This window comes from Micromonospora mirobrigensis (assembly GCF_900091555.1).
Taxonomy (GTDB): domain Bacteria; phylum Actinomycetota; class Actinomycetes; order Mycobacteriales; family Micromonosporaceae; genus Micromonospora; species Micromonospora mirobrigensis.
In genome coordinates, this window is record NZ_FMCX01000006.1 from 273,519 (window position 1) to 291,952 (window position 18,434).

Annotated in this window: 19 protein-coding genes; 12 read left to right on the top strand and 7 right to left on the bottom strand. The window is 75.4% G+C overall.

The window, feature by feature from the left end:
* Nucleotides 1–149: 149 nt before the first annotated feature.
* From GA0070564_RS20970 to GA0070564_RS21015, 10 genes are read left to right on the top strand one after another with little or no spacing between them, the layout of a single operon-like run.
* A complete protein-coding gene (locus tag GA0070564_RS20970) occupies nt 150–620 on the top strand; it encodes a hypothetical protein (protein ID WP_091611063.1) in 471 nt (156 codons plus the stop codon).
* 2 nt (nt 621–622) lie between these two features.
* Nucleotides 623–1,849 (top strand): SRPBCC family protein, encoded by a 1,227-nt coding sequence (locus tag GA0070564_RS20975; RefSeq protein ID WP_091611067.1) that lies wholly within the window; start codon nt 623–625, stop codon nt 1,847–1,849.
* Complete coding sequence (gvpJ, locus tag GA0070564_RS30505) at nt 1,846–2,286, top strand: gas vesicle protein GvpJ (RefSeq protein WP_091611071.1); 441 nt, start codon at nt 1,846–1,848, stop codon at nt 2,284–2,286. Before GA0070564_RS20975 ends, gvpJ (GA0070564_RS30505) begins: the two co-directional genes overlap by 4 nt.
* Nucleotides 2,283–3,044, top strand: coding sequence for a GvpL/GvpF family gas vesicle protein (locus GA0070564_RS20985; protein ID WP_091611074.1), 762 nt, complete (start codon nt 2,283–2,285; stop codon nt 3,042–3,044). The genes gvpJ (GA0070564_RS30505) and GA0070564_RS20985 overlap by 4 nt, the downstream gene beginning before the upstream one ends.
* Nucleotides 3,045–3,047: 3 nt before the next feature.
* A complete protein-coding gene (locus GA0070564_RS20990) occupies nt 3,048–3,452 on the top strand; it encodes a gas vesicle protein GvpG (RefSeq protein ID WP_091611077.1) in 405 nt (134 codons plus the stop codon).
* On the top strand, nt 3,427–3,774 hold the full coding sequence (locus tag GA0070564_RS20995) for a gas vesicle protein GvpO (RefSeq protein WP_218104973.1): 348 nt from the start codon (nt 3,427–3,429) through the stop codon (nt 3,772–3,774). Before GA0070564_RS20990 ends, GA0070564_RS20995 begins: the two co-directional genes overlap by 26 nt.
* 1 nt (nt 3,775) lies before the next feature.
* Nucleotides 3,776–4,141 carry a gas vesicle protein GvpJ gene (gvpJ, locus tag GA0070564_RS21000; protein WP_091611080.1) on the top strand — a complete coding sequence of 122 codons (366 nt, stop codon included), beginning with the start codon at nt 3,776–3,778 and terminating at the stop codon, nt 4,139–4,141.
* The gene (locus tag GA0070564_RS21005; RefSeq protein ID WP_091611085.1) at nt 4,125–4,970 is read left to right on the top strand and encodes a GvpL/GvpF family gas vesicle protein; all 846 of its coding nucleotides are present in this window, start codon (nt 4,125–4,127) and stop codon (nt 4,968–4,970) included. Before gvpJ (GA0070564_RS21000) ends, GA0070564_RS21005 begins: the two co-directional genes overlap by 17 nt.
* Nucleotides 4,967–5,203 (top strand): gas vesicle protein, encoded by a 237-nt coding sequence (locus GA0070564_RS21010; protein ID WP_218104974.1) that lies wholly within the window; start codon nt 4,967–4,969, stop codon nt 5,201–5,203. Before GA0070564_RS21005 ends, GA0070564_RS21010 begins: the two co-directional genes overlap by 4 nt.
* The gene (locus GA0070564_RS21015) at nt 5,200–5,568 is read left to right on the top strand and encodes a gas vesicle protein K (RefSeq protein WP_091611088.1); all 369 of its coding nucleotides are present in this window, start codon (nt 5,200–5,202) and stop codon (nt 5,566–5,568) included. Before GA0070564_RS21010 ends, GA0070564_RS21015 begins: the two co-directional genes overlap by 4 nt.
* Before the next feature lie 3 nt (nt 5,569–5,571).
* Here the strand turns inward: GA0070564_RS21015 and GA0070564_RS21020 are convergent, their stop codons facing one another.
* From GA0070564_RS21020 to GA0070564_RS21050, 7 genes are all read right to left on the bottom strand, one after another.
* Nucleotides 5,572–7,902, bottom strand: coding sequence for an AAA family ATPase (locus GA0070564_RS21020; RefSeq protein WP_091611091.1), 2,331 nt, complete (start codon nt 7,900–7,902; stop codon nt 5,572–5,574).
* A gap of 146 nt (nt 7,903–8,048) precedes the next feature.
* Complete coding sequence (locus GA0070564_RS21025) at nt 8,049–8,645, bottom strand: hypothetical protein (RefSeq protein ID WP_091611096.1); 597 nt, start codon at nt 8,643–8,645, stop codon at nt 8,049–8,051.
* Nucleotides 8,646–8,690: 45 nt separating this feature from the next.
* A complete protein-coding gene (locus GA0070564_RS21030; RefSeq protein ID WP_176730775.1) occupies nt 8,691–9,461 on the bottom strand; it encodes a GTP-binding protein in 771 nt (256 codons plus the stop codon).
* Nucleotides 9,439–9,894 carry a DUF742 domain-containing protein gene (locus GA0070564_RS21035; protein WP_091611099.1) on the bottom strand — a complete coding sequence of 152 codons (456 nt, stop codon included), beginning with the start codon at nt 9,892–9,894 and terminating at the stop codon, nt 9,439–9,441. The genes GA0070564_RS21030 and GA0070564_RS21035 overlap by 23 nt, the downstream gene beginning before the upstream one ends.
* Nucleotides 9,891–10,358 carry a roadblock/LC7 domain-containing protein gene (locus tag GA0070564_RS21040; protein WP_091611103.1) on the bottom strand — a complete coding sequence of 156 codons (468 nt, stop codon included), beginning with the start codon at nt 10,356–10,358 and terminating at the stop codon, nt 9,891–9,893. The genes GA0070564_RS21035 and GA0070564_RS21040 overlap by 4 nt, the downstream gene beginning before the upstream one ends.
* Nucleotides 10,355–13,093, bottom strand: coding sequence for a sensor histidine kinase (locus tag GA0070564_RS21045; protein ID WP_091611107.1), 2,739 nt, complete (start codon nt 13,091–13,093; stop codon nt 10,355–10,357). The genes GA0070564_RS21040 and GA0070564_RS21045 overlap by 4 nt, the downstream gene beginning before the upstream one ends.
* Nucleotides 13,083–14,288, bottom strand: a complete 1,206-nt coding sequence (locus GA0070564_RS21050) for a hypothetical protein (protein ID WP_091611111.1) — start codon at nt 14,286–14,288, stop codon at nt 13,083–13,085. The genes GA0070564_RS21045 and GA0070564_RS21050 overlap by 11 nt, the downstream gene beginning before the upstream one ends.
* Nucleotides 14,289–14,662: 374 nt before the next feature.
* Here GA0070564_RS21050 and GA0070564_RS21055 point away from each other — a divergent pair, with 374 nt between their 5' ends.
* Together GA0070564_RS21055 and GA0070564_RS21060 are read left to right on the top strand one after the other, a co-directional pair.
* On the top strand, nt 14,663–17,533 hold the full coding sequence (locus GA0070564_RS21055; RefSeq protein ID WP_091611115.1) for an alpha/beta fold hydrolase: 2,871 nt from the start codon (nt 14,663–14,665) through the stop codon (nt 17,531–17,533).
* A complete protein-coding gene (locus GA0070564_RS21060) occupies nt 17,533–18,420 on the top strand; it encodes an ABC transporter permease (RefSeq protein WP_091611119.1) in 888 nt (295 codons plus the stop codon). Before GA0070564_RS21055 ends, GA0070564_RS21060 begins: the two co-directional genes overlap by 1 nt.
* Nucleotides 18,421–18,434 lie beyond the last annotated feature (14 nt).

Genomic DNA, 18,434 nt, shown 5'->3' on the forward strand with positions numbered 1-18,434 from the left:
TTTGTGGATGCCGCCTCGGGTACTGCCCGCCGGGTCCGCAAATACGGGACTCCCGATCGCAGGCCCTTCTCGCGCTGTTCCCCGGTAGCTGTTTTCCGGCCGCGAACCAATCGGGTGTCCGATTTTCCCGGGGAGTGAAGGAGCATGTGATGAAGACCGGAGCACGAGTCGCGCTCGCGATCGCCGCCGGCTACGTCCTGGGTCGGCGCAAGAAGATGCGTACCGCCCTCACCCTCGCCGCGGCCGTCGCCGCGGGTCGAGCCAGCCAGAAGCCGGGCGGGCTGATGAAGGCCGGCACCGACCTGCTGAACAACTCCCCCCAACTGGGCAACCTGAGCAAGCTCGGCGCCCCGCTGGCCACCGCCGGCAAGGCCGCCGCGAGCGCCGCCGCGGGCAGCGGCATCGACGCGCTCAGCGGCAAGCTGCGCGGCGGCGCGGACGCGCTGCGCCGCCGCTCCGGTGGCGGACAGCCCGACGAGGGCGCCGACCGGCAGGACGACCGACGCGACGACGACCGGTACGACGACGAGCAGGGCTCGGCCCCGGACGAGGAGCAGGAGCTCGACGAGCAGCCGGCGGCGGACGACCGGCGACCGATGACCCGCGGTCGGGGGCGATGAGGATGGCAGCGACCCAGAACCTCACCGACCGGGCCCGCGACCAGCTCGGCGGCGAGCTGCGCAACCTGGCCGGCGCGATCGGCGAACGCGCGGTGACCGTGGTGACCGAGCGGCTCACCGGCGCCACCGGCCGACTCAGCGAGTACGCGAAGTCCGGCGGCGGTCCGGGCCTGATCGCCGCGGCCACCGGCGCGCAGAAGCTCGCCGAGGGGCACTCCCCGGTCAGGGCCATGTTCCATGCCGGCCTGGCCGGCGGTAAGGAGAAGCTGATGGCGGCCTTCGGTGGCGGCGGCAAGGGCGGCAAGAGCGGTGGCAAGAAGCTGAAGGTCACCAACATCGTCGAGACCATCGAGGTCGGCGTGCCGGTCCGGGTGGCGTACAACCAGTGGACGACCTTCGGCGACTTCCCGAGCTTCATGAAGAAGGTCGAGCTCGCGGAGAACGCCGAAGACGAGAAGATGAACTGGAAGGCCCAGATCTTCTGGTCGCACCGCAGCTGGGAGTCGACCATCGTCCGGCAGATCCCGGACCGGTTGATCCACTGGCGGTCCAAGGGTGAGAAGGGCTCGGTCGACGGCACGGTCAGCTTCCACGAGGTCGGCCCGGAGCTGACCCGGATCCTGGTCGTCCTGGAGTACCACCCGAAGGGCCTCTTCGAGCACACCGGAAACCTGTGGCGGGCCCAGGGCCGGCGGGTCCGGCTGGAGCTGAAGCACTTCGTCCGGCACGTCATGACGGTGACCGTGCTCGACCCCGACTCGGTCGAGGGCTGGCGCGGCGAGATCCAGGACTCCGAGGTGGTCAAGGACCACGAGACCGCCCTCCAGGAGGAGCAGGAGGCCCGCGAGCAGGCCGAGCAGGGCCCGCAGGGCGAGGCGGAGGAGCCCGAGGAGGGCGAGGAGCAGGCGGAGGAGGAGCGCCGGCCCGCCGAGCGGGGCCGCCGCCGGCCGCCGCAGCGCCGCCGCCCGCCGGAGGAGGACGAGTACGACGCCTACGACGAGGGCGAGGACTACGACGAGGGGTACGACGAGGAGGAGCCGGAGGAGGAGCAGCCCCCGCCGCGCCGTAGGCAGCCGGAACGCGCCCGCCGTCCGCAGCCCCGCCCCGAACGGGAGCCCCGCGAGCCGCGGGAGGAGCCGCAGCGGCCCCGCCCGACGGCCCGCCGCGCCCCCGAGGCGCCCCGCCGGCCGGTGGTCCGCCGTCGCCGCGAGGAGCGTGACGACCGATGACCATCGCGACGACGAGCGGCGGCGCCCAGGGCGGTAGCGCCCTGGAACGCGGTGGCGGTGGTGGTGGCGGCGGCACCCTCGCCGACGTCGTGGAGACCGTGTTGGACAAGGGCGTGGTGATCGACGCCCAGGTGTCGGTCGCCGTGGTCGGCATCCAGCTGCTGGAGATCAACGCCCGGATCGTGATCGCCAGCGTCGAGACGTACCTGCGGTTCGCCGAGGCGGTCGACCGGATGAGCATCACCCCGAAGAACCAGAAGGGCCTGCCGGACCTGGTCGGGGACGCCGCCGGGGCGGCCACCAAGGGCAAGGCGATCTCCGGTCTGGGCAAGGCCGCCCAGGAGATCAGCGGCGCGGTGGCCGATTCGCTGAGCAACCGCGGCACCGACGAGGAACGCGAGCGGCCACGCCGCCGCCGGGACGGGGAGCGCAGATGACCGACCAGGCTGAGCTGGGACTCTTCATCTACGGCATCGTGCCGTCCGACGTGGAGCCGACCCCGGACGCCGCCGGGGTCGGCGACCCGCCGGGGGAGGTGGAAGCCGTCCGGCAGGGCGACCTCGCCGCGCTGGTCAGCGAGGTGGGACTGGAACAGCCGATGGGCCGGCCGGCCGACCTGACCGCGTACCAGACGCTGCTGGACGGGACGGCGGCCGTCGCGCCGGTGCTGCCGGTGCGGTTCGGCACCGTGGTCACCGGCCCGGACGCGGTGCAGGACCTGCTCTCCGCGCACCACGACCGGTTCGCCGAGGCGCTGGACGAGCTGGAGGACACCTTCCAGTACACGGTGCACGGACGGTACGACGAGCAGGAGCTGATCAGCGAGATCCTGGCCGAGAACCCGGACGCCGCCCAGCTGGCCGAGCAGGTGCGCGGCCGGCCCGAGCTGGAGAGCCGGGAGGCCCGGATCCGGCTCGGCGAGATCATCAGCCAGTCGGTGGAGCTGCGCCGGGAGGCGGAGAACAAGCAGCTCGTCGACGCCGTCGGCGGGTACGCCCGGCACACCGCGCCGCGGCAGCCGAGCAGCGAGCTGGACGCGGTCAACGTCGCCTTCCTGGTCGGGGCGGCCGACGAGGACGAGTTCGTCGCGGCGGTCGAGGAGTTCGCCGAGCAGCGCCGCGACCTGATCCGGATGCGGCTGCTCGGCCCGCTCGCCCCGTACGACTTCGTCAGTGCCCACCAGTTGGTGGAGTGAGCGGTGGACATCCTGTGGGCGCTGCTGACCTTCCCGTATGCCCCGGTACGGGGGCTGACCTCGGTGATGAAGGTGATTGCCCGGGAGGCGGAGGCGAAGCAGTACGACCCGGCGAACATCCGCCGGGAGCTGGAGGAGCTGGACCGGGCCGAGGCAGCCGGGGACATCACCGCCGCCGAGCGGGACGCCGGGCAGCAGCGGGTGCTGGACCGGCTGACCGGTACGGCCGGCTCCTCCGGCGCCCCGGCCGGGGACGGCCGGGCGGCCGGCTCCGGCGCGGCCCGGCCGGGCGCCGGCGCGACCCGGCGGACCGCCACCGGGCAACGGCGACGCGCCCGCGGCGGGCCGCCGCGACGACGAGCGGGCGAGGGAGGTGACCGCCGTGGCACCAGGGCTGATCCGCGGTGACGGTGAGCGGGGTGGCCGGCGTGAGCCGGCGGACCGGTACGAGGACGACGACGAGGAGCTGGAACCGATCTCGGCCGCCGAGGCGGCTCGCGAAGGGCTGCGCCAGGTGGTCGCGCTGACCGGCCGGGACCCGCTCGGCATCACCTCCATCCAGCCCACCGACGACGGCTGGCTGGTCGGGGTGGAGGTGGTGGAGGACCACCGGATCCCCGCCTCCACCGACCTGCTCGGGCTCTACGAGGTGGAGCTGGACCTCGACGGCGGCCTGCTGGGCTACCGACGGACGCGGCGCTACCAGCGCGGCAAGGGCGACGGAGGATGAGATGACCGGTCCGCGACCACCCGTGGTGCAGAACTCCGGGCAGGTGATGGGTGCCGGGCACGAGCCGGCGAACCTCGGGGACATCCTGGAACGGGTGCTGGACCGGGGCATCGTGATCGCCGGTGACATCCGGGTCAGCCTGCTCGACATCGAGCTGCTGACGTTGAAGCTGCGGCTGGTCATCGCCTCGGTCGACACCGCGCGGCAGATCGGCATCGACTGGTGGGAACACGACCCGTGGCTCAGCTCCCGGGCCCGGCCGCCGGTCGAGCCGGGCCCGCGCGACCCCGAGGAGGTTGAGGCCGAGCGCCGCCCGCGGGTGGAGCGGGTCGCGGCGAGGAGGGACATCGATGAGTACGACCGCTGACGTCGGCCCGGTCGCCACCGCGCGACCCGACACCGGCGCCTGGCTGCACGGCGTGGTCCGGGAGCTTCCGCCGGACACCCTCGCCGAGCTGGTCGGGATGGACGGCGCGGAGGTCCGGGCGGTGCGCTCCGGCGGCCTGGTCGCCGTGGTCAGCGCCGCGCCGCTGACCGAGTACGGCGAGGAGCCGCTGCGCCGGAAGCTTTCGGACCTGACCTGGTTGGAGTCGGCGGCGCGTACCCACCACGGGGTGGTGGCGGCGCTGTCCCGGACCGGGGCGGTGGTGCCGGCCCGGCTGGCCACCGTGCACCGGGACACCGACCGGGTCGCCGCGGTCCTCGCCGAGCGGCGCGCGGAGCTGACCGCCGCCCTGGACCGGCTGACCGGCCGCACCGAGTGGGGCGTCAAGGGATACGTGGTGCCCGGCGCGCTGCCGGCCGAGGCGGACGACGAACCGGCCGGCGGGGGCGGCGCGGGGGCGGCGTACCTGCGGCGGCGGCGGGCCCAGCTCACCGCGAAGGAGCAGGGGCAGCGGATCACCGCGGAGACCGCCGCCACCGTGCACGAGGCGCTCGCCCAGTACGCGGTGGCCGACCGCCGGCACGCCCCGCAGGACCGCCGGCTCTCCGGCGCGGCAACGGCGATGGTGCTCAACGGGGCGTACCTGGTGGACGTGGCCGCCCTCGACGGCTTCACCGAGCTGGTCCGGGCGCTCGCCGGCCGGCACCCGCAGGTCAGGCTGGAGCTGACCGGCCCGTGGCCGCCGTACTCGTTCGTGGCGGAGGCGCCGGCGCAGGAGGCGCACACCGTCCGGGACCCGGCGTCGTGGTGACCCAGACGCTGGCGGCGAGCAGCGCCGACGACCCGCTGGCGTACCGGCCGGTGGCCCTGGTGGACCTGCTGGACCGGGTGCTCGCCACCGGCGTGGTGATCAGCGGCGAGATCACCATCGCCATCGCCGACATCGACCTGGTGTACGTCTCGCTGCGGGCGTTGATCTCCTCGGTCGGCTCGCTCACCCCGCCCGAGCTGCGCCCCGCCCTGCCGCCCGGTGCCCCGGCATGACCGACCACCGGCCGGCACGGCGGGACGAGGCGGCCGAGCTGGTCGCCGCGCTGGGCGAACCGTCCTGGCAGCCACCCCGGGTGCGCCCGCTTGACCGGCGGGTCGCGGTGGACCGGGACTCCGTCGAGCGGGGACTGGGCAGCCTCGTGCTCACCGTCATCGAGCTGCTCCGGCAGCTGATGGAACGGCAGGCGCTGCGCCGGGTCGAGGTCGGCGACCTCACCGACGAGCAGATCGAACGGATGGGCGCCACCCTGATGGCCCTGGAGGAGCAGATGACGCTGCTCCGCGAGCACTTCGGCCTCTCCCCGGAGGACCTGAACCTCGACCTCGGCCCGCTCGGCCCACTGCTGCCCACCGACTGACCGTCAGCCGGCCCGTTTCTCCGCGTACGCGGCCAGCCAGGCCACCTGGCCCGGGTCGAGCGACGGGCGGACCCGCCGGCGGGCGGCCACCACGTGCGCGGCGGTGACCGTGGCGGCGGTCAACGACTCCCGCATCGCGGCCAGCGCCGCCTCCCGCACCAGCGCCGCGCAGTCCGCCGCCGAGAAGCCGTCGAGCTCCTCGCCCAGCCCGCCCAGGTCCACGTCCTCGGCGAGCGGGACGTTCCGCGCGGCGGCGCGCAGGATCTCCGCCCGGGCCGGCCCGTCCGGCGGCGGCACGTAGACCAGCCGTTCCAGCCGGCCGGGGCGCAGCAGCGCCGGGTCCACCAGGTCGGGCCGGTTGGTCGCGCCGACCACCACCACGTTACGCAGCGTCTCCACCCCGTCCAGCTCGGTCAGCAGGGCGGCGACCACCCGGTCGGTCGTACCCCCGTCGCTGGCCTGGCCGCGGACCGGCGCCAGAGCGTCCACCTCGTCCAGGAACACCAGCGTCGGCGCGGCCTCGCGCGCCCGGCGGAACAGCTCCCGGACGGCCCGCTCGCTCTCCCCGACCCACTTGGAGAGCAGCTCCGCGCCCTTCACCGAGAGCACGTTGGCCCGGCCGGACCCGGCCAGCGCGGTCACCAGGTAGGTCTTGCCGCAGCCGGGCGGGCCGTAGAGCAGCACCCCGCGGGGCGGCTGCACGCCCAGCCGGGCGAAGGTGTCCGGGTAGGTCAGCGGCCAGAGCACCGACTCGGTCAGGCTCTCCTTGACCTCGCCGAGCCCACCGACGTCGTCGAGGGTCACCGCCGCCAGCTCCAGGCTGGAGCCGGCCATCGTGGTCGGCCGGACCACCTCCAGCGCCGCCGAGAAGTCGGCCATCGCCACCGTCGGCGTCTCCGCCGACCGTTGGCGCAGGGCCGCGCGTACCCCGGCCTCGCGGACCAGCGCGGCCAGGTCGGCGAGGACGAACCCGGGGGTACGCCCCGCCACCTCGTCGAGCCGGACGTCCTCGGCCAGCGGAACCTGCCGGGTGAGCACGGTCAGCTGCTCCCGGCGCAGCGCGGCGTCGGGCAGCGGCACGGTGATCCGTACCGGCAGCAGGTCCGGGCCGGTCAGGGCGGGCTGGACCTCCTCGGGCCGGCCGGTGGTGCAGACCACCGCGGCGCCGGAGCGGACCAGCTCACCGACCAGCTGGCCGAAGACGGTGGCCAGCGGGCCGGCCTCGGTGGCCGGGGCGAGCGCCTCGACGTCGCTGACCAGCAGCACGGCCGGACCGTCGGCGCGGACCGCCGCGGCGGCCTCGCGCAGCCGGCGGGCGGCCGCGTCGTTGCTCAGCGCGGCCAGCTCCGGCGCCCAGACCGGGTGCACCCGCAGCCCCAGCGCCGCCGCGACGGCCCGGACCAGCGCCGCCTTGCCGGAACCGGCCGGGCCGCTGAGCAGCACCCCGAGCGACACCCCGGTGCCGAGCCGGTCCAGCACCTCCCGGTGGTGGAAGCCCAGGTCCAGCAGCTCGGTGAGCTGCTCGGCCTGGGCCCGCAACCCGGGCAGCTCGTCGACGCTGGGGGCCGGCTCCGCCACCCCACCTGCCGCTCCCGCGCGGTTCGCTGTTCCCGCTCCGCCGGCGGCTCCCGCGCGGTTCGCCGTTCCCGCGCCGTTCGCCCTTCCCGCCACGGCCGTTGCGGTGCCGCCGGCCGGTCCCGTGCCATCGGCGGTTCGCATGCCGTTCGCCGGCTCCGCGCCACCGGCCGAGCCGTGGGTCACCGGACCGTGCTCCCAGCCGACCTCGGTCTCCATGGTGACCAGCGCGCCGACCTCGGGCTCGGCCGCCGTGACGGTGAGCAGGGTGCTGGTCCAGGCGTAGCCGACCGTGTTGGACAGGCTCCGCCGGGCCGCCTCCACCAGGGCGCGGACCGACGCGTCCGGGAGGACGTCCTGCGGCAGCAGCGAGACGTCGTCCTCGGCCGTCACCACCTTGCCGAGCAACGCGAGCCGCAGCATCTCCGGCGAGACCGCGGCGACGATCTCCACCGGGCCGGTCAGCCGCAGCCGGCGGGCCGGGGTGACCGGGAGCGGAGTGACCGTCACCTGGCTGCCGGAGCGTACGCCCAGGTTGCCGAGGAGCAGGTCGTCGGCGTGCAGCAGGGTGGGCCCGGCCTCCGGCCCGGCCGGCGCGACGATCCCGCTTGTCACCCGGCGACCGGCGAGACGCACCGGGTCGCCGGGGCGCAGCGCCAACGCGGTGAGCACCTCCGGGTGCAGCCGTACCACGCCCCGTCGGGCGTCCAGCGCCGCGGGCCGCAGCAGCGCGGTCAGGGTCAGGTGGGGTTCCGCCACCGCCCGACCCTAGCGGGCGGGTGCCCGTCCCGCCCCCGCCGCGGACCCGCCGCCCGGGGCGGGCGGCGGGCAACTTCGCCGAAGATGCCGCCTCCACACCGGACGAGGCAGCATCTTCCGGGAAGAAGACCAGGTCCCGCAGGCGGTCAGTGGTCGGGGGCGGTGCCGTCCAGCAGGGACGGGTCGCGACGGATCAGGTCGGCCAGCCGGGCGGCCGGGTCCGCCGCCTCCCGGTGGCTCTCCCAGCCCGGCGACGCGGGGCCGGTCAGCGGCCACACCGGCGGCGGGGCCGGCGGATCCGCCCGCACCGACACGTCGCCGTCGGAGGGCGCGATCCGCAGCGGGTATGTCCGCCCGGCGTGCTCCACCCGGAGGGTCACCGTGACGTCGGGGTACGCCGCGAGCACCCGGCGTACCGCCTCGGCGACCTCCTCGACCGGGTCCGGACCGGCCTCGTGGCGTCCGGAGCGTGTCCCGCGCGCCTCGGCGAGGCCGGCGACCGATCCGCCGACGTCCGGCCCGCCGACGTCCGGCCCGCCGACGTCCGGCCCGCCGACGTCCCAGAGCGCTGCCTCCCGTGGGCCGACCGCGCGCGGTCCGGCGTTCGGTCGGGCGATCGCCGGTCGGACCTCCTCCGTCGGCCCGTCGTCCGGGCGTGCCGCGTCGTCGGGATCGCCGCGCCGCCGCAGCGCCTCCTGTCGTCTGGCCAGCCGGGCCAGCGTCTCGTCCAGGTCGCCTCGCATGTCGTACCCCCTCTTCCCCCTGCCGGTGGCGAGCCGTCGGTCGGCTCACGCCCCCCGGTCCCTGGTCGCCCGGTCCAGCGCCCGGTCCAGGACGACCAGCAGGGCGTCGCGGACCGAGAGCCGATCCCGGGCGTCGAACCGCACCAGCGGCACGTGCTCGCCGATGGCCAGCGCCCAGCGGATCGCTCCCAGGTCGTGCGCCAGCCGGCCGTCGAAGGCGTTCACCCCCACGACGAACGGCAGGCCGGCCCGCTCGAAGAAGTCGATCGCCGGATAGCAGTCGTCGAGCCGGGCGCTGTCCACCACGACCAGCGCGCCGAGCGCGCCCCGGGCCAGGTCGTCCCACATGAAGCCGAAGCGGGCCTGGCCGGGCGTGCCGAACAAATAGAGCTTGAGGCTGCGGTCGATGGTCACGCAACCGAAGTCCATCGCCACCGTGGTGGTGGTCTTCGCCGACCGTACGCCCGGGTCGTCGACGCCGATCCCGGCGCTGGTCATCTCCGCCTCGGTGGTCAGCGGGGCGATCTCGGAGATGGCGCCGACAGTGGTGGTCTTGCCGACCCCGAAGCCCCCGGCGACGAGGATCTTCACCGGGATCGGCGGGCTGGCCGGTGGCGTGGGTCGGACCCGGCGCACCGTGGCGGCCGGCGGCGGCACCACCGGCGGCCGGTACGCCGGCGTGGCGACCACCGGCGGCAGCCCGTACCCCGTCGCGGGGCCGGGGCCGGGCGGCTGGCCGTAGCGGGCGGTGGCGCTGTTGGCGGAGAGCCCACCCGGTGGGCTCGGCGGCCGGTCAGGAGATCGCACGGAGTCCATCGATCACTCGCAGGATGAGGTCGGGGTCAAGGGCGTCGGGGCGGTCGTCGACGTGGACGTCGAGGTGGCCGGCGGCGCGCAGGTCGCCGACCAGCACCCGGGTCACGCCGAAGTGCAGCCGGGTCCGGGCGGAGATCTCGGCCACCGAGATCGGCTCGCCGCAGAGCGCGACGATCGCCTGCAACTCGGGCGCCAGCGGGGCGGACCGGGCCGCCTCGGGGCGGGTGGTCACCTGGGTCTCCAGCCCGATCGCCGGATCGGCGCCGGCCACCCGTCCGGCGGTCAGCACGAAGGGGCGGGGGCCGCTGGGCCCCTCAGGCGCGGGTGGCACGGGCGTCGGGTCGCCGGCGCCGGTCGGGGACGTCCGCAGGTAGGGCCGGATCCGGACCGCCGGCTCCGGATCCGGTCCCTCACCGGCGACGTCGGGGGTCATTGCTGGACGGCGTTCTTCAGCTCGGCGATCAGGCGGGGGGTCAGCGCACCGCCGGCCCGGCCGGCGAAGAGCGTCATCTCGTACGCGACGGTGCCCAGGTTGGCCGAGCGGTCGGCGACCACACCCAGCACCGAGCCGCTGCTGATCGCGCTGATCAGCAGGTAGCCCTCGGCCATGTCGACGATGACCCGGTTGAGTCCGCCCAGCGCGTACCAGCTCGCGGCGCCACCGGCCAGGCTGGTCATCCCGGAGACCACGGCGGCCAGCCGCTCGGCGTTGGACCGGTCCTTGATCGCGGACATCGCCATCAGCAGCCCGTCGGACGAGACGGCGATCGCCTCCATCACCCCCGCGGTGCTGGAGGTGAACGAGTCGAGCAGCCAGTTGAAGGTGCGCGCCTCGGGACTGAGTTCCGGGGCGCCGTTCTGGTGGTCGAGGTTGTCGTGCAGGTACGGACTGGTCACCGTGATGATCCCTCTTCGTTCCGGGGGGCTGGACTGACTTCGCGCAGAGCACGGGCGACGCCCGCCTCGAACTCGGTGATGAGGTCCCGCACCTGGGCCGGGTCGCCCGGCCCGGAGCTGACCGGCGGCGGGGCCGCGTGCGGGCTGACGGCCAGGTTCGCCCCGGGCACCCGTCGGCTCAACCGGGGCCGGGTCGGGGCGGTGGCGGACGCGGTGACCAGGGGTGCCGCGACGACGGGCGGGGCCGCGGCGGGCGCCGGCGGCCAGCTGCCGGGGTGGCGCTGCTCCGCCCGGCGTACCCCGGACTGGAACTCCTCGACCAGGGCGCGGACGGCGGCCGGGTCGGCGGCGGTCCCGCCCACCGGCCGGGCGGCGGGGGTGGCCGGGGGCAGGCTGGCGCCGGGCACCCGCTGCCGGAACGCCGGGGCGGGACCGGCGGGGGCCGCCGGCGGGGTGGCCGGGGCGCCGATCTCCAGGAACGCGGCGGGGGCGGGGGTCAGCGGCACGGTGTCCCCCGGCGGCGCCGTCGCGGTGCGCCGGGGCAGCGGCTCGGCGGCCCCGCCCCGCGCGGGCCGGAACGGGTCGACCGATGCCGCGACGGGACCGGCCACTGGCGACCGGAGCGGGTCCACCGGCGCGGGCGCGGGGTCGGGGCGGCCGCCGGACCCGAAGGCGTTCCACGGCTGGCCGTCGGCCATGCTCCGGGTGGCCCGGTCGAGCAGGCCCGGGTCGAAGCCCGCCGGCAGCGCGACCTCGGCCGGCGAGCGGCGGTCCGGGGCCGCGGTGAGCGCCCGGCCCGGGCGGGCGGCGTCCAGCGCGATCGGTGACCGTCGGTCCCGGGCCGGCACGGCCGCCCGGGCCACCGTGGCGCCCTCCCGGTCCGCCTGGCGGATGACCAGCAGTGCCGCCGGGATCTCCAGCCGGGCGGTGACGCCACCCCCGGCGGTCGCCGCCAGCTCCACGGCCAGGCCGTGCCGGCGGGCCAGCCGGCCGACCACGAAGAGTCCCAGCACCTCGGACGGGGCCAGGTCGAGGCGTTCCCGCCGGGTCAGCCGGGCGTTCTCCTCGGCCACCCGTTCCTCGGTCATGCCGATGCCCCGGTCCACCACGGAGAGCCGGGCCCCGGTCCCGGTGAGCTCCCCGCCGACCACCACCCGGGTGTGCGGCGGCGAGAAGACGGTGGCGTTCTCCATCAGCTCGGCCAGCACCAGCACCAGGTCACCGGCGACCGCCGGCGCCGCCGAGACGCCCGGCGGGACCTGCACGTCCACCCGGGTGTAGTCCTCGATCTCGCCGAGCGCCAGCCGGACCACGTCGGCCAGCGGCACCGGGGCGACCGGGCCGTCCGCGCCGGCCGCTCCGGAGAGCACCACCAGGCTGCCCGCGTTACGTCGCAGCCGGCTGGAGACGTGGTCGAGCCGGTAGAGCTGCTCCAGCCGGGCCGGGTCGGTCTCCTGTCGTTCCAGCTGGTCGATCAGCGCGATCTGCCGGCCGACCAGGTTCTGCGTACGGCGGCCGACGTGCCCGAACATCTGGGCCACGTTGCGCCGCCCGGCGACCTGCCGTTCCACCAGCCGGGCGGCGGTGCTCTGCACCCGTTCGAAGGCGCGGGCCAGGTCGCCGATCTCGTCCCGGGCGCGGACGTCCACCGGGTCGAGGCGGACCGGTGGGGCGCTCTCGGTCTCGTCGTCGGCGACCCTGACCAGCTCCTCCTCGGCGACCCGGGCGACCCGGTCGGCGGAGCGGGTGAGCCGGGTCAGCGGGCGGGCGACCGTCCGGGCGACGGCCATGCTGAGGCCGACCACCAGCAGCAGGATCGCCACTGCGACGCCGCCGAGCAGCCAGGCGGCGGTGAGCGCCCGCCGCTGGTCGACGGTGACCTCGGCGATGACGTCCGCGACGATCTTCTTCTCCACGAACTGGCCGAGCGTGATCATCGAGCGGACGGACGGGAAGAGCGCGTCCAGCGGCACCGGGTCGATCGCGCCGACCGGGTCGCGCACGCTGTCGGTGAGGAAGGTGGGGCTGGTCCGGGCGGCGGTCGCCGCGTCGTCCAGCTGGGCCAGCTTGAACTGCTCCCGGGTGGTCAGGCTGCGGAACTTCGTGTTGTCCACCTGGAGGGCGGAGATACAGGCGATGTAGCCGGCCACCGCCTCCGGCGCCTTGGTGGCCTTGACCAGCACGATCAGGGTGGCGCAGGCGCTCAGCCCCTCGTCGGCGCGGAGCAGGTGGTCCAGGGCCAGCACCTGCTGGCCGGCGGAGGTGGCGGTGTCAACGTCGTACACCAGCCGCAGGGAGTCGATCAGCGCGGTGTGGACCGGGCCGTAGGTCTCCATGATCTGGCCGGGGGTGGCCGCGCCGGCCAGCACCGCGGTCCGCAGGTCGGCCAGCCTGCGTACGCCGTCCAGGGCGGTGGCGACCCGGCCGGGCAGCTCGTCGCCGAGCTCGGCGCGCAGGTCGGTGACCCGGTCGTCGACCGTGGCCGCCTTCTGGATCAGCTCGGTCCGGCTGACCCGGCCGAGCAGCAGCCCCACCGAGAGCAGCCGCTCCTGCTGGAGGTCCTGGACCAGGCTGCCGACCCGGCTGGCGATCCGGACGGTGTCGGCGATCGCGCCGGCCTGGCGGGCGGTGTCGATCCGGTCGACCACCACCGGCACGGCGAGCCCGGCCATGCTGAGCAGCGGAATGATCACCAGCAGGGCGAGCTTGCCCCGGATCCGGAGCCTAGCGAGCATCGAACGGCCCCCACGGCTCGGTCTCGCCGCCGCGGCTCGCGGCGGCCGGTTGCAGCGAGCGGGCCTCGGCGGGGTGCTGCGGGGAACGCCGTTGCAGCGGCGGCTGCCACCGGTCGGGCCCGGGCAGCGTCTCCGGGTCCGCCTCGGCCCGGGCCTCCTCGACGGCCCGGCGGCGGGCCCGACGGAACGCGGCGACCAGCGCGGCGGCCAGGAGCAGCAGCAGGACGACGGCGGCCCCGGCGGCGGCCAGCGCCTGCCACCGGTCCCGGTCCAGCCCGTCGATCCGCTCGCCGATCAGGCTGTCGAGTTCGTCGAGGATGACCGACTGGAGCTGCCTGGCGGCGGCCTGGGCGTTGCGCCGGGCCGCGCCGAGCTGACCCGGTTCGGCCGAGGTGGCGCCGGTCCGGCCGGCGGGCGCGGAGAGCGCGGCCAGCGTCTCGACGGCGCGCTGGTAGGTGTCGAGGGGGGTGAGCACGCTGGGGCCGAGGTCGGTGCTCTCCGAGCTGTCCACGGCTGCCCGCAGGTCGGCCACCAGGTCGGTGGCGGGCCCGAGGGCGGCGACCCGGACGGCGGCCAGTTCGGTGAGGCTGCGGACCCGCTCGGCGGCCGGCCGGCGGGCGGTCAGGGTGGCCAGGTCGGCGAGGCGGCCGGCCGCCACCATCGCCTCCGGCAGGTCCCCGGCTATGCCGTCCTGCAGGAAGAACGAGTCGGAGCGCGGGTCGCGGATCAGGCCGGAGCTCTCCCGGACCTTGCGGTGCAGGGCGAGGAGCAGGTCGGTGACCTCCCCGTACGCCAGGTAGGCCGCCTCCGGGTCGGTGAGGCTGCGGTCGGGCAGCGCCTCCAGCTTGGCCCGCAGCCCGGCCCAGCGTTCGTGGGTGCGCAGCTGGTCGCCGACCCGGGCGTCCACCGAGGCGGCGCCCTCCACGGCGTTGGTCAGCGAGTCGCGGGAGAGCGGCTGGCCGTTGACCGCCGCGGACTGCGCGTCGACCAGCGCCTCGGTGACCGGGCCGAGGGTGCGCAGGTACTGCACGCCGAGCCGTTCCCGGGCGGCCAGGTCCCGGTCGTCGTCGGTGAGCCGGGACGCCTGGACGAAGAGGAACGCCACCGGCGCCAGGAGCGCGGTGACGAGCAGCAGCGGGATCACCCGGCCCGGTACGGAGGGCCGCCGGCGGGCCCGCTGCGCGGGGACGGTCATGGTCGGTCTCCTCCGGCTCACGCGCGGGACGGGTGCGGTGCCGGGACGCCTGCGAACAGTCCCGCTCACCGGACCGGAAAGCTAACTCACCCTCGCGCACCGGGGGCCGGTCCCGCTCGGTCAGTTTTGCGTCACTTGGAGCGATGTGACGCCGCGATGATCACACCTGTACGGAGGGTGTCGGAGGGCGGGCGGGATGACGGGATGCGCGGCGATTTCCGCCGAAGATCGGAATTCACGTGATCCGAATTCAGTGCGCTGGGACGCGCTGGACGCCGCGCGGTCGATGACACCGGGGCACCGATCGGCCTTCCCGGACGGACGTACGGAGGATCCCAGGCAACACTCAGCTTCCGGGCCGTACCGTTCTCGGAATGAGGTCACCGCTGTCGGGCGCCGCCGTCCGGCGTGTCCTGTCCAACCGGCGGCGGGTCGTCGCCGCGTCGGTCGTGGTCGTGCTGCTGGCGGCGCTGCTGGTCTGGCTGGCCCGGCCCGAGGGGGCGGGGTTCCGTACCGAGTCGGCGCCGGTCACCGTCCGCTCCGGACCGGCCGGCGACGAGCCGGTCACCCTGGACACCACCTTCTACCTGCCCGACGGGGCCTCGGCCGGCGCGAAGGTGCCGGCGGTGCTGCTGGCGCACGGCTTCGGCGGCACCAAGGACTCGGTCCGCTCCGACGCCGAGGACCTGGTCGCTCGCGGCTACGCGGTGCTCACCTGGACCGCCCGCGGGTTCGGCCGCAGCGGCGGCCAGATCCACCTGGACAACCCGGACTACGAGATCCGCGACGGGCAGCGGCTGCTGGACTGGCTGGCCGCCCGCCCCGAGATCCGTACCGACTCGGCCGGTGACCCCCGGGTTGGCGTGGTCGGCGGCTCGTACGGCGGCGGGCTGGCGCTGCTGCTCGCCGCGCAGGACCCGCGGGTGGACGCCATCGTCCCGATGATCACCTGGAACGACCTGTCCCGCGCCTTCCTGCCGGAGAGCACCGGAAAGCCGGCCACCGAGGGCGTGTTCAAGAAGGGCTGGGCCGGGATCTTCTTCGGCGGCGGCGGGAACGCGGGCTCCGGCCCGGCCGGGCTCTCCGGCTCCACCGGCGCCGCCCAGCCCGAGCAGGCGCCCACGGCGGCCGGCGCGCCCAGCCCGCAACCCGGCGCCGGCCCGGGCAGCGGTCCGGGGCGCGGGCCGGCCGGGGCGGCCGACCCGTCCTGCGGCCGGTTCGCCGCCGACGTCTGCGCCGCGTACCTGCGGATCGCCACCACCGGCCGGGCCGACCAGGCCGCGGTGGACCTGCTGCGCCGGTCCAGCCCGGCCGGCGCGCTGGACCGGATCAAGTCGCCCACCCTGCTGGTGCAGGGCGAGGCGGACACCCTCTTCCCGCTCACCGAGGCGGACGCGAACGCCCGGGGCATCGCCGCCAACGGCACCCCGGTGCGGGTGGCCTGGTTCACCGGCGGCCACGACGGCGGCGAGGGCCCGAAGACCGACTCGGACCGGGTGAAGTTCCTGACCGCCCAGTGGCTGGACCACTACGTCAAGGGCGAGGGCGCGGCCCCCGGCGACGACTTCACCTTCTCCCGGATCGCCGGCTTCGACGCCCTGGACCGGGGCCTGGTGGCGACCGGCTACCGGACCACCGACTATCCGGGGGTGGCCGGCACCGGCCGGCGGGAGGTCACGGTGAGCGGGCCGGCGCAGCCGGTCGCCAACCCGCCGAACGGCAACCCGGCGGCGATCTCCTCGGTGCCGTTCGCCGGCGCCCTCGGCTCGCTGCTCGACGGGGTGGCCGGGGACATCCCCGGCCAGCACGCCCGCTTCGAGTCGGCGCCGCTGGACCGGGCGGTGGACGTGGTCGGCGCGCCGACGGTGCAGGTGCGGGCCGCTTCGCCGACCGGCGAGGCGGTGCTCTTCGTGAAGCTCTACGACGTCGACCCGAACGGCGCCGCCACCCTCCCCGACGGGCTGGTCGCCCCGGTCCGGCTGACCGGCCTGCCGAGGACGGTCGAGGCGGCCACGCCGGTCACCGTCACGCTGCCGGCGATCGTCCGGCGGGTCGAGGCCGGGCACCGGTTGCGCCTGGTGGTGGCCACCTCCGACCAGGCGTACACCACGCCGGCCGAGCCGACCGTCTACACCGTCGCGGCCGGCGACGCCCCGCTGGTCCTTCCCACGGTTACCGGGGAGCCGATCCCGACCGGCGCCGCGGTCTGGCGCTGGGTGCTGGCCGGCCTGCTGGCGGCCATCGCGGTCGGGCTCGTCGTGGTCGTCCTGCTCGCCCGCCGCCGGCACCGCCGCCAGGACAGCTCGATCCACCCGGAGTACGCGGGCGTCCCGCTCGCCGTCCGCGACCTGCGCAAGGAGTACGCGGACGGCTTCGTCGCCGTCTCCCACGTCGACTTCGAGGTGCACCCCGGCCAGGTGGTGGGCCTGCTCGGCCCGAACGGCGCCGGCAAGACCACCACCCTTCGGGTGCTGATGGGGCTGACCCAGCCGACGGCCGGCGAGATCTACGTCTTCGGGCACCGGCTGGTTCCCGGCTCGCCGGTGCTGTCCCGGATCGGCGCGCTGGTCGAGGGGCCCGGTTTCCTGCCGCACCTGTCGGGCCTTGAGAACCTGAAGGCGTACTGGCGGGCTACCGGGCGGCCGGAGGGCGACGCGCACTTCGAGCAGGCGCTGGAGATCGCCGGACTGGGCGACTCGGTGCACCGGAAGACCCGCAAGTACAGCCACGGCATGCGGCAGCGGCTGGCCATCGCGCAGGCCATGCTGGGCCTGCCGGAGCTGCTGGTGCTCGACGAGCCGACCGACGGGCTGGACCCGCCGCAGATCGCCGAGATGCGCCGGGTGCTCCAGCGCTACGCCACCGACGGCCGGGCGGTGCTGGTCTCCAGTCACCTGCTGGCCGAGGTGGAGCAGACCTGCACCCACGCGGTGGTGGTGAACAAGGGCCGGATCGTGGCCTCCGGGCCGGTCGCGGAGATCGTCGGCGAGTCGCCGAGCGTGCTCTTCGACGTCACCGACCCGGAGGCGGCGCGGGCCGTACTGGACCGGCTGGACGGCGTACGGGTGCTGCCCGACGGCGACGGCGGGCTGGTGGTGGACACCAACGGCACCGCCCGCAGCGAGGTGGTGGCCGAGCTGGTCCGGGCCGGCATCGGGGTGGACCGGGTGGTGCCGCGAAGGCGGCTGGAGGACGCGTTCCTCGCCCTGGTGGGCGAGAACTCTCGGGGAAGCGGGGACCGGTGATGGCGGGCTCTTCTGTCGACACGCGCGTCGGCCCGGCCGGGGCCGCCCCCGGCTACCGGCCGTCGGCGACCATGCCGTTCGTCGCGGAGTTCCGCCGGCAGGCGTCGCGGCGGCGTACCCAGTTGGCGCTGGGGTTCATGGTGCTGCTGCCGATCATCATCCTGATCGCCTTCCAGTTCGACTCCGGCGACGACGACCGCAACGGCGGGGGCGAGTTCGCCAGCCTGGCCGACCTGGCCACCTCGGGCGGGTTGAACTTCACCCTCTTCTCGCTGCTGGTGTCGGCGTCGTTCCTGCTGGTCGTGGTGGTGGCGCTGTTCTGCGGGGACACCGTGGCCAGCGAGGCGAGCTGGGGCAGCCTGCGCTACCTGCTGGCCGTGCCGGTGCCCCGGGCCCGGCTGCTCACGGTGAAGCTGGTGGTGGCGCTGGCGTACTCGCTGCTGGCCCTGCTGCTGCTCGCCGGCACCGCCCTGCTCGCCGGCACCCTGCGCTACGGCTGGTCGCCGCTGCGCAGCCAGGTCGCCGCGGAGCTGGCGCCGGGGCAGGGCCTGCTGCGGCTGCTCGCGGTGCTCGGCTACCTGGCGGTCGTACTCCTGGTGGTGGCCGGGCTGGCGTTCCTGCTGTCGGTGACGACGGACGCGGCGCTCGGCGCGGTGGGCGGTGCGGTGCTGCTCTGGATCCTCTCCAGCATCCTCGATCAGATCACCGCGCTGGGGGCGCTGCGGGACTTCCTGCCGACCCACTACAGCAGCGCCTGGCTGGGGCTGCTGTCCACGCCGATGCAGACCGACGACGTGGTCCGGGGAACGATCTCGGCGGTCGGCTACGCGACGCTCTTCTGGGGGCTGGCGTTCTGGCGTTTCACCCGCAAGGACGTGACGAGCTGAGATGCAAGGAGGGG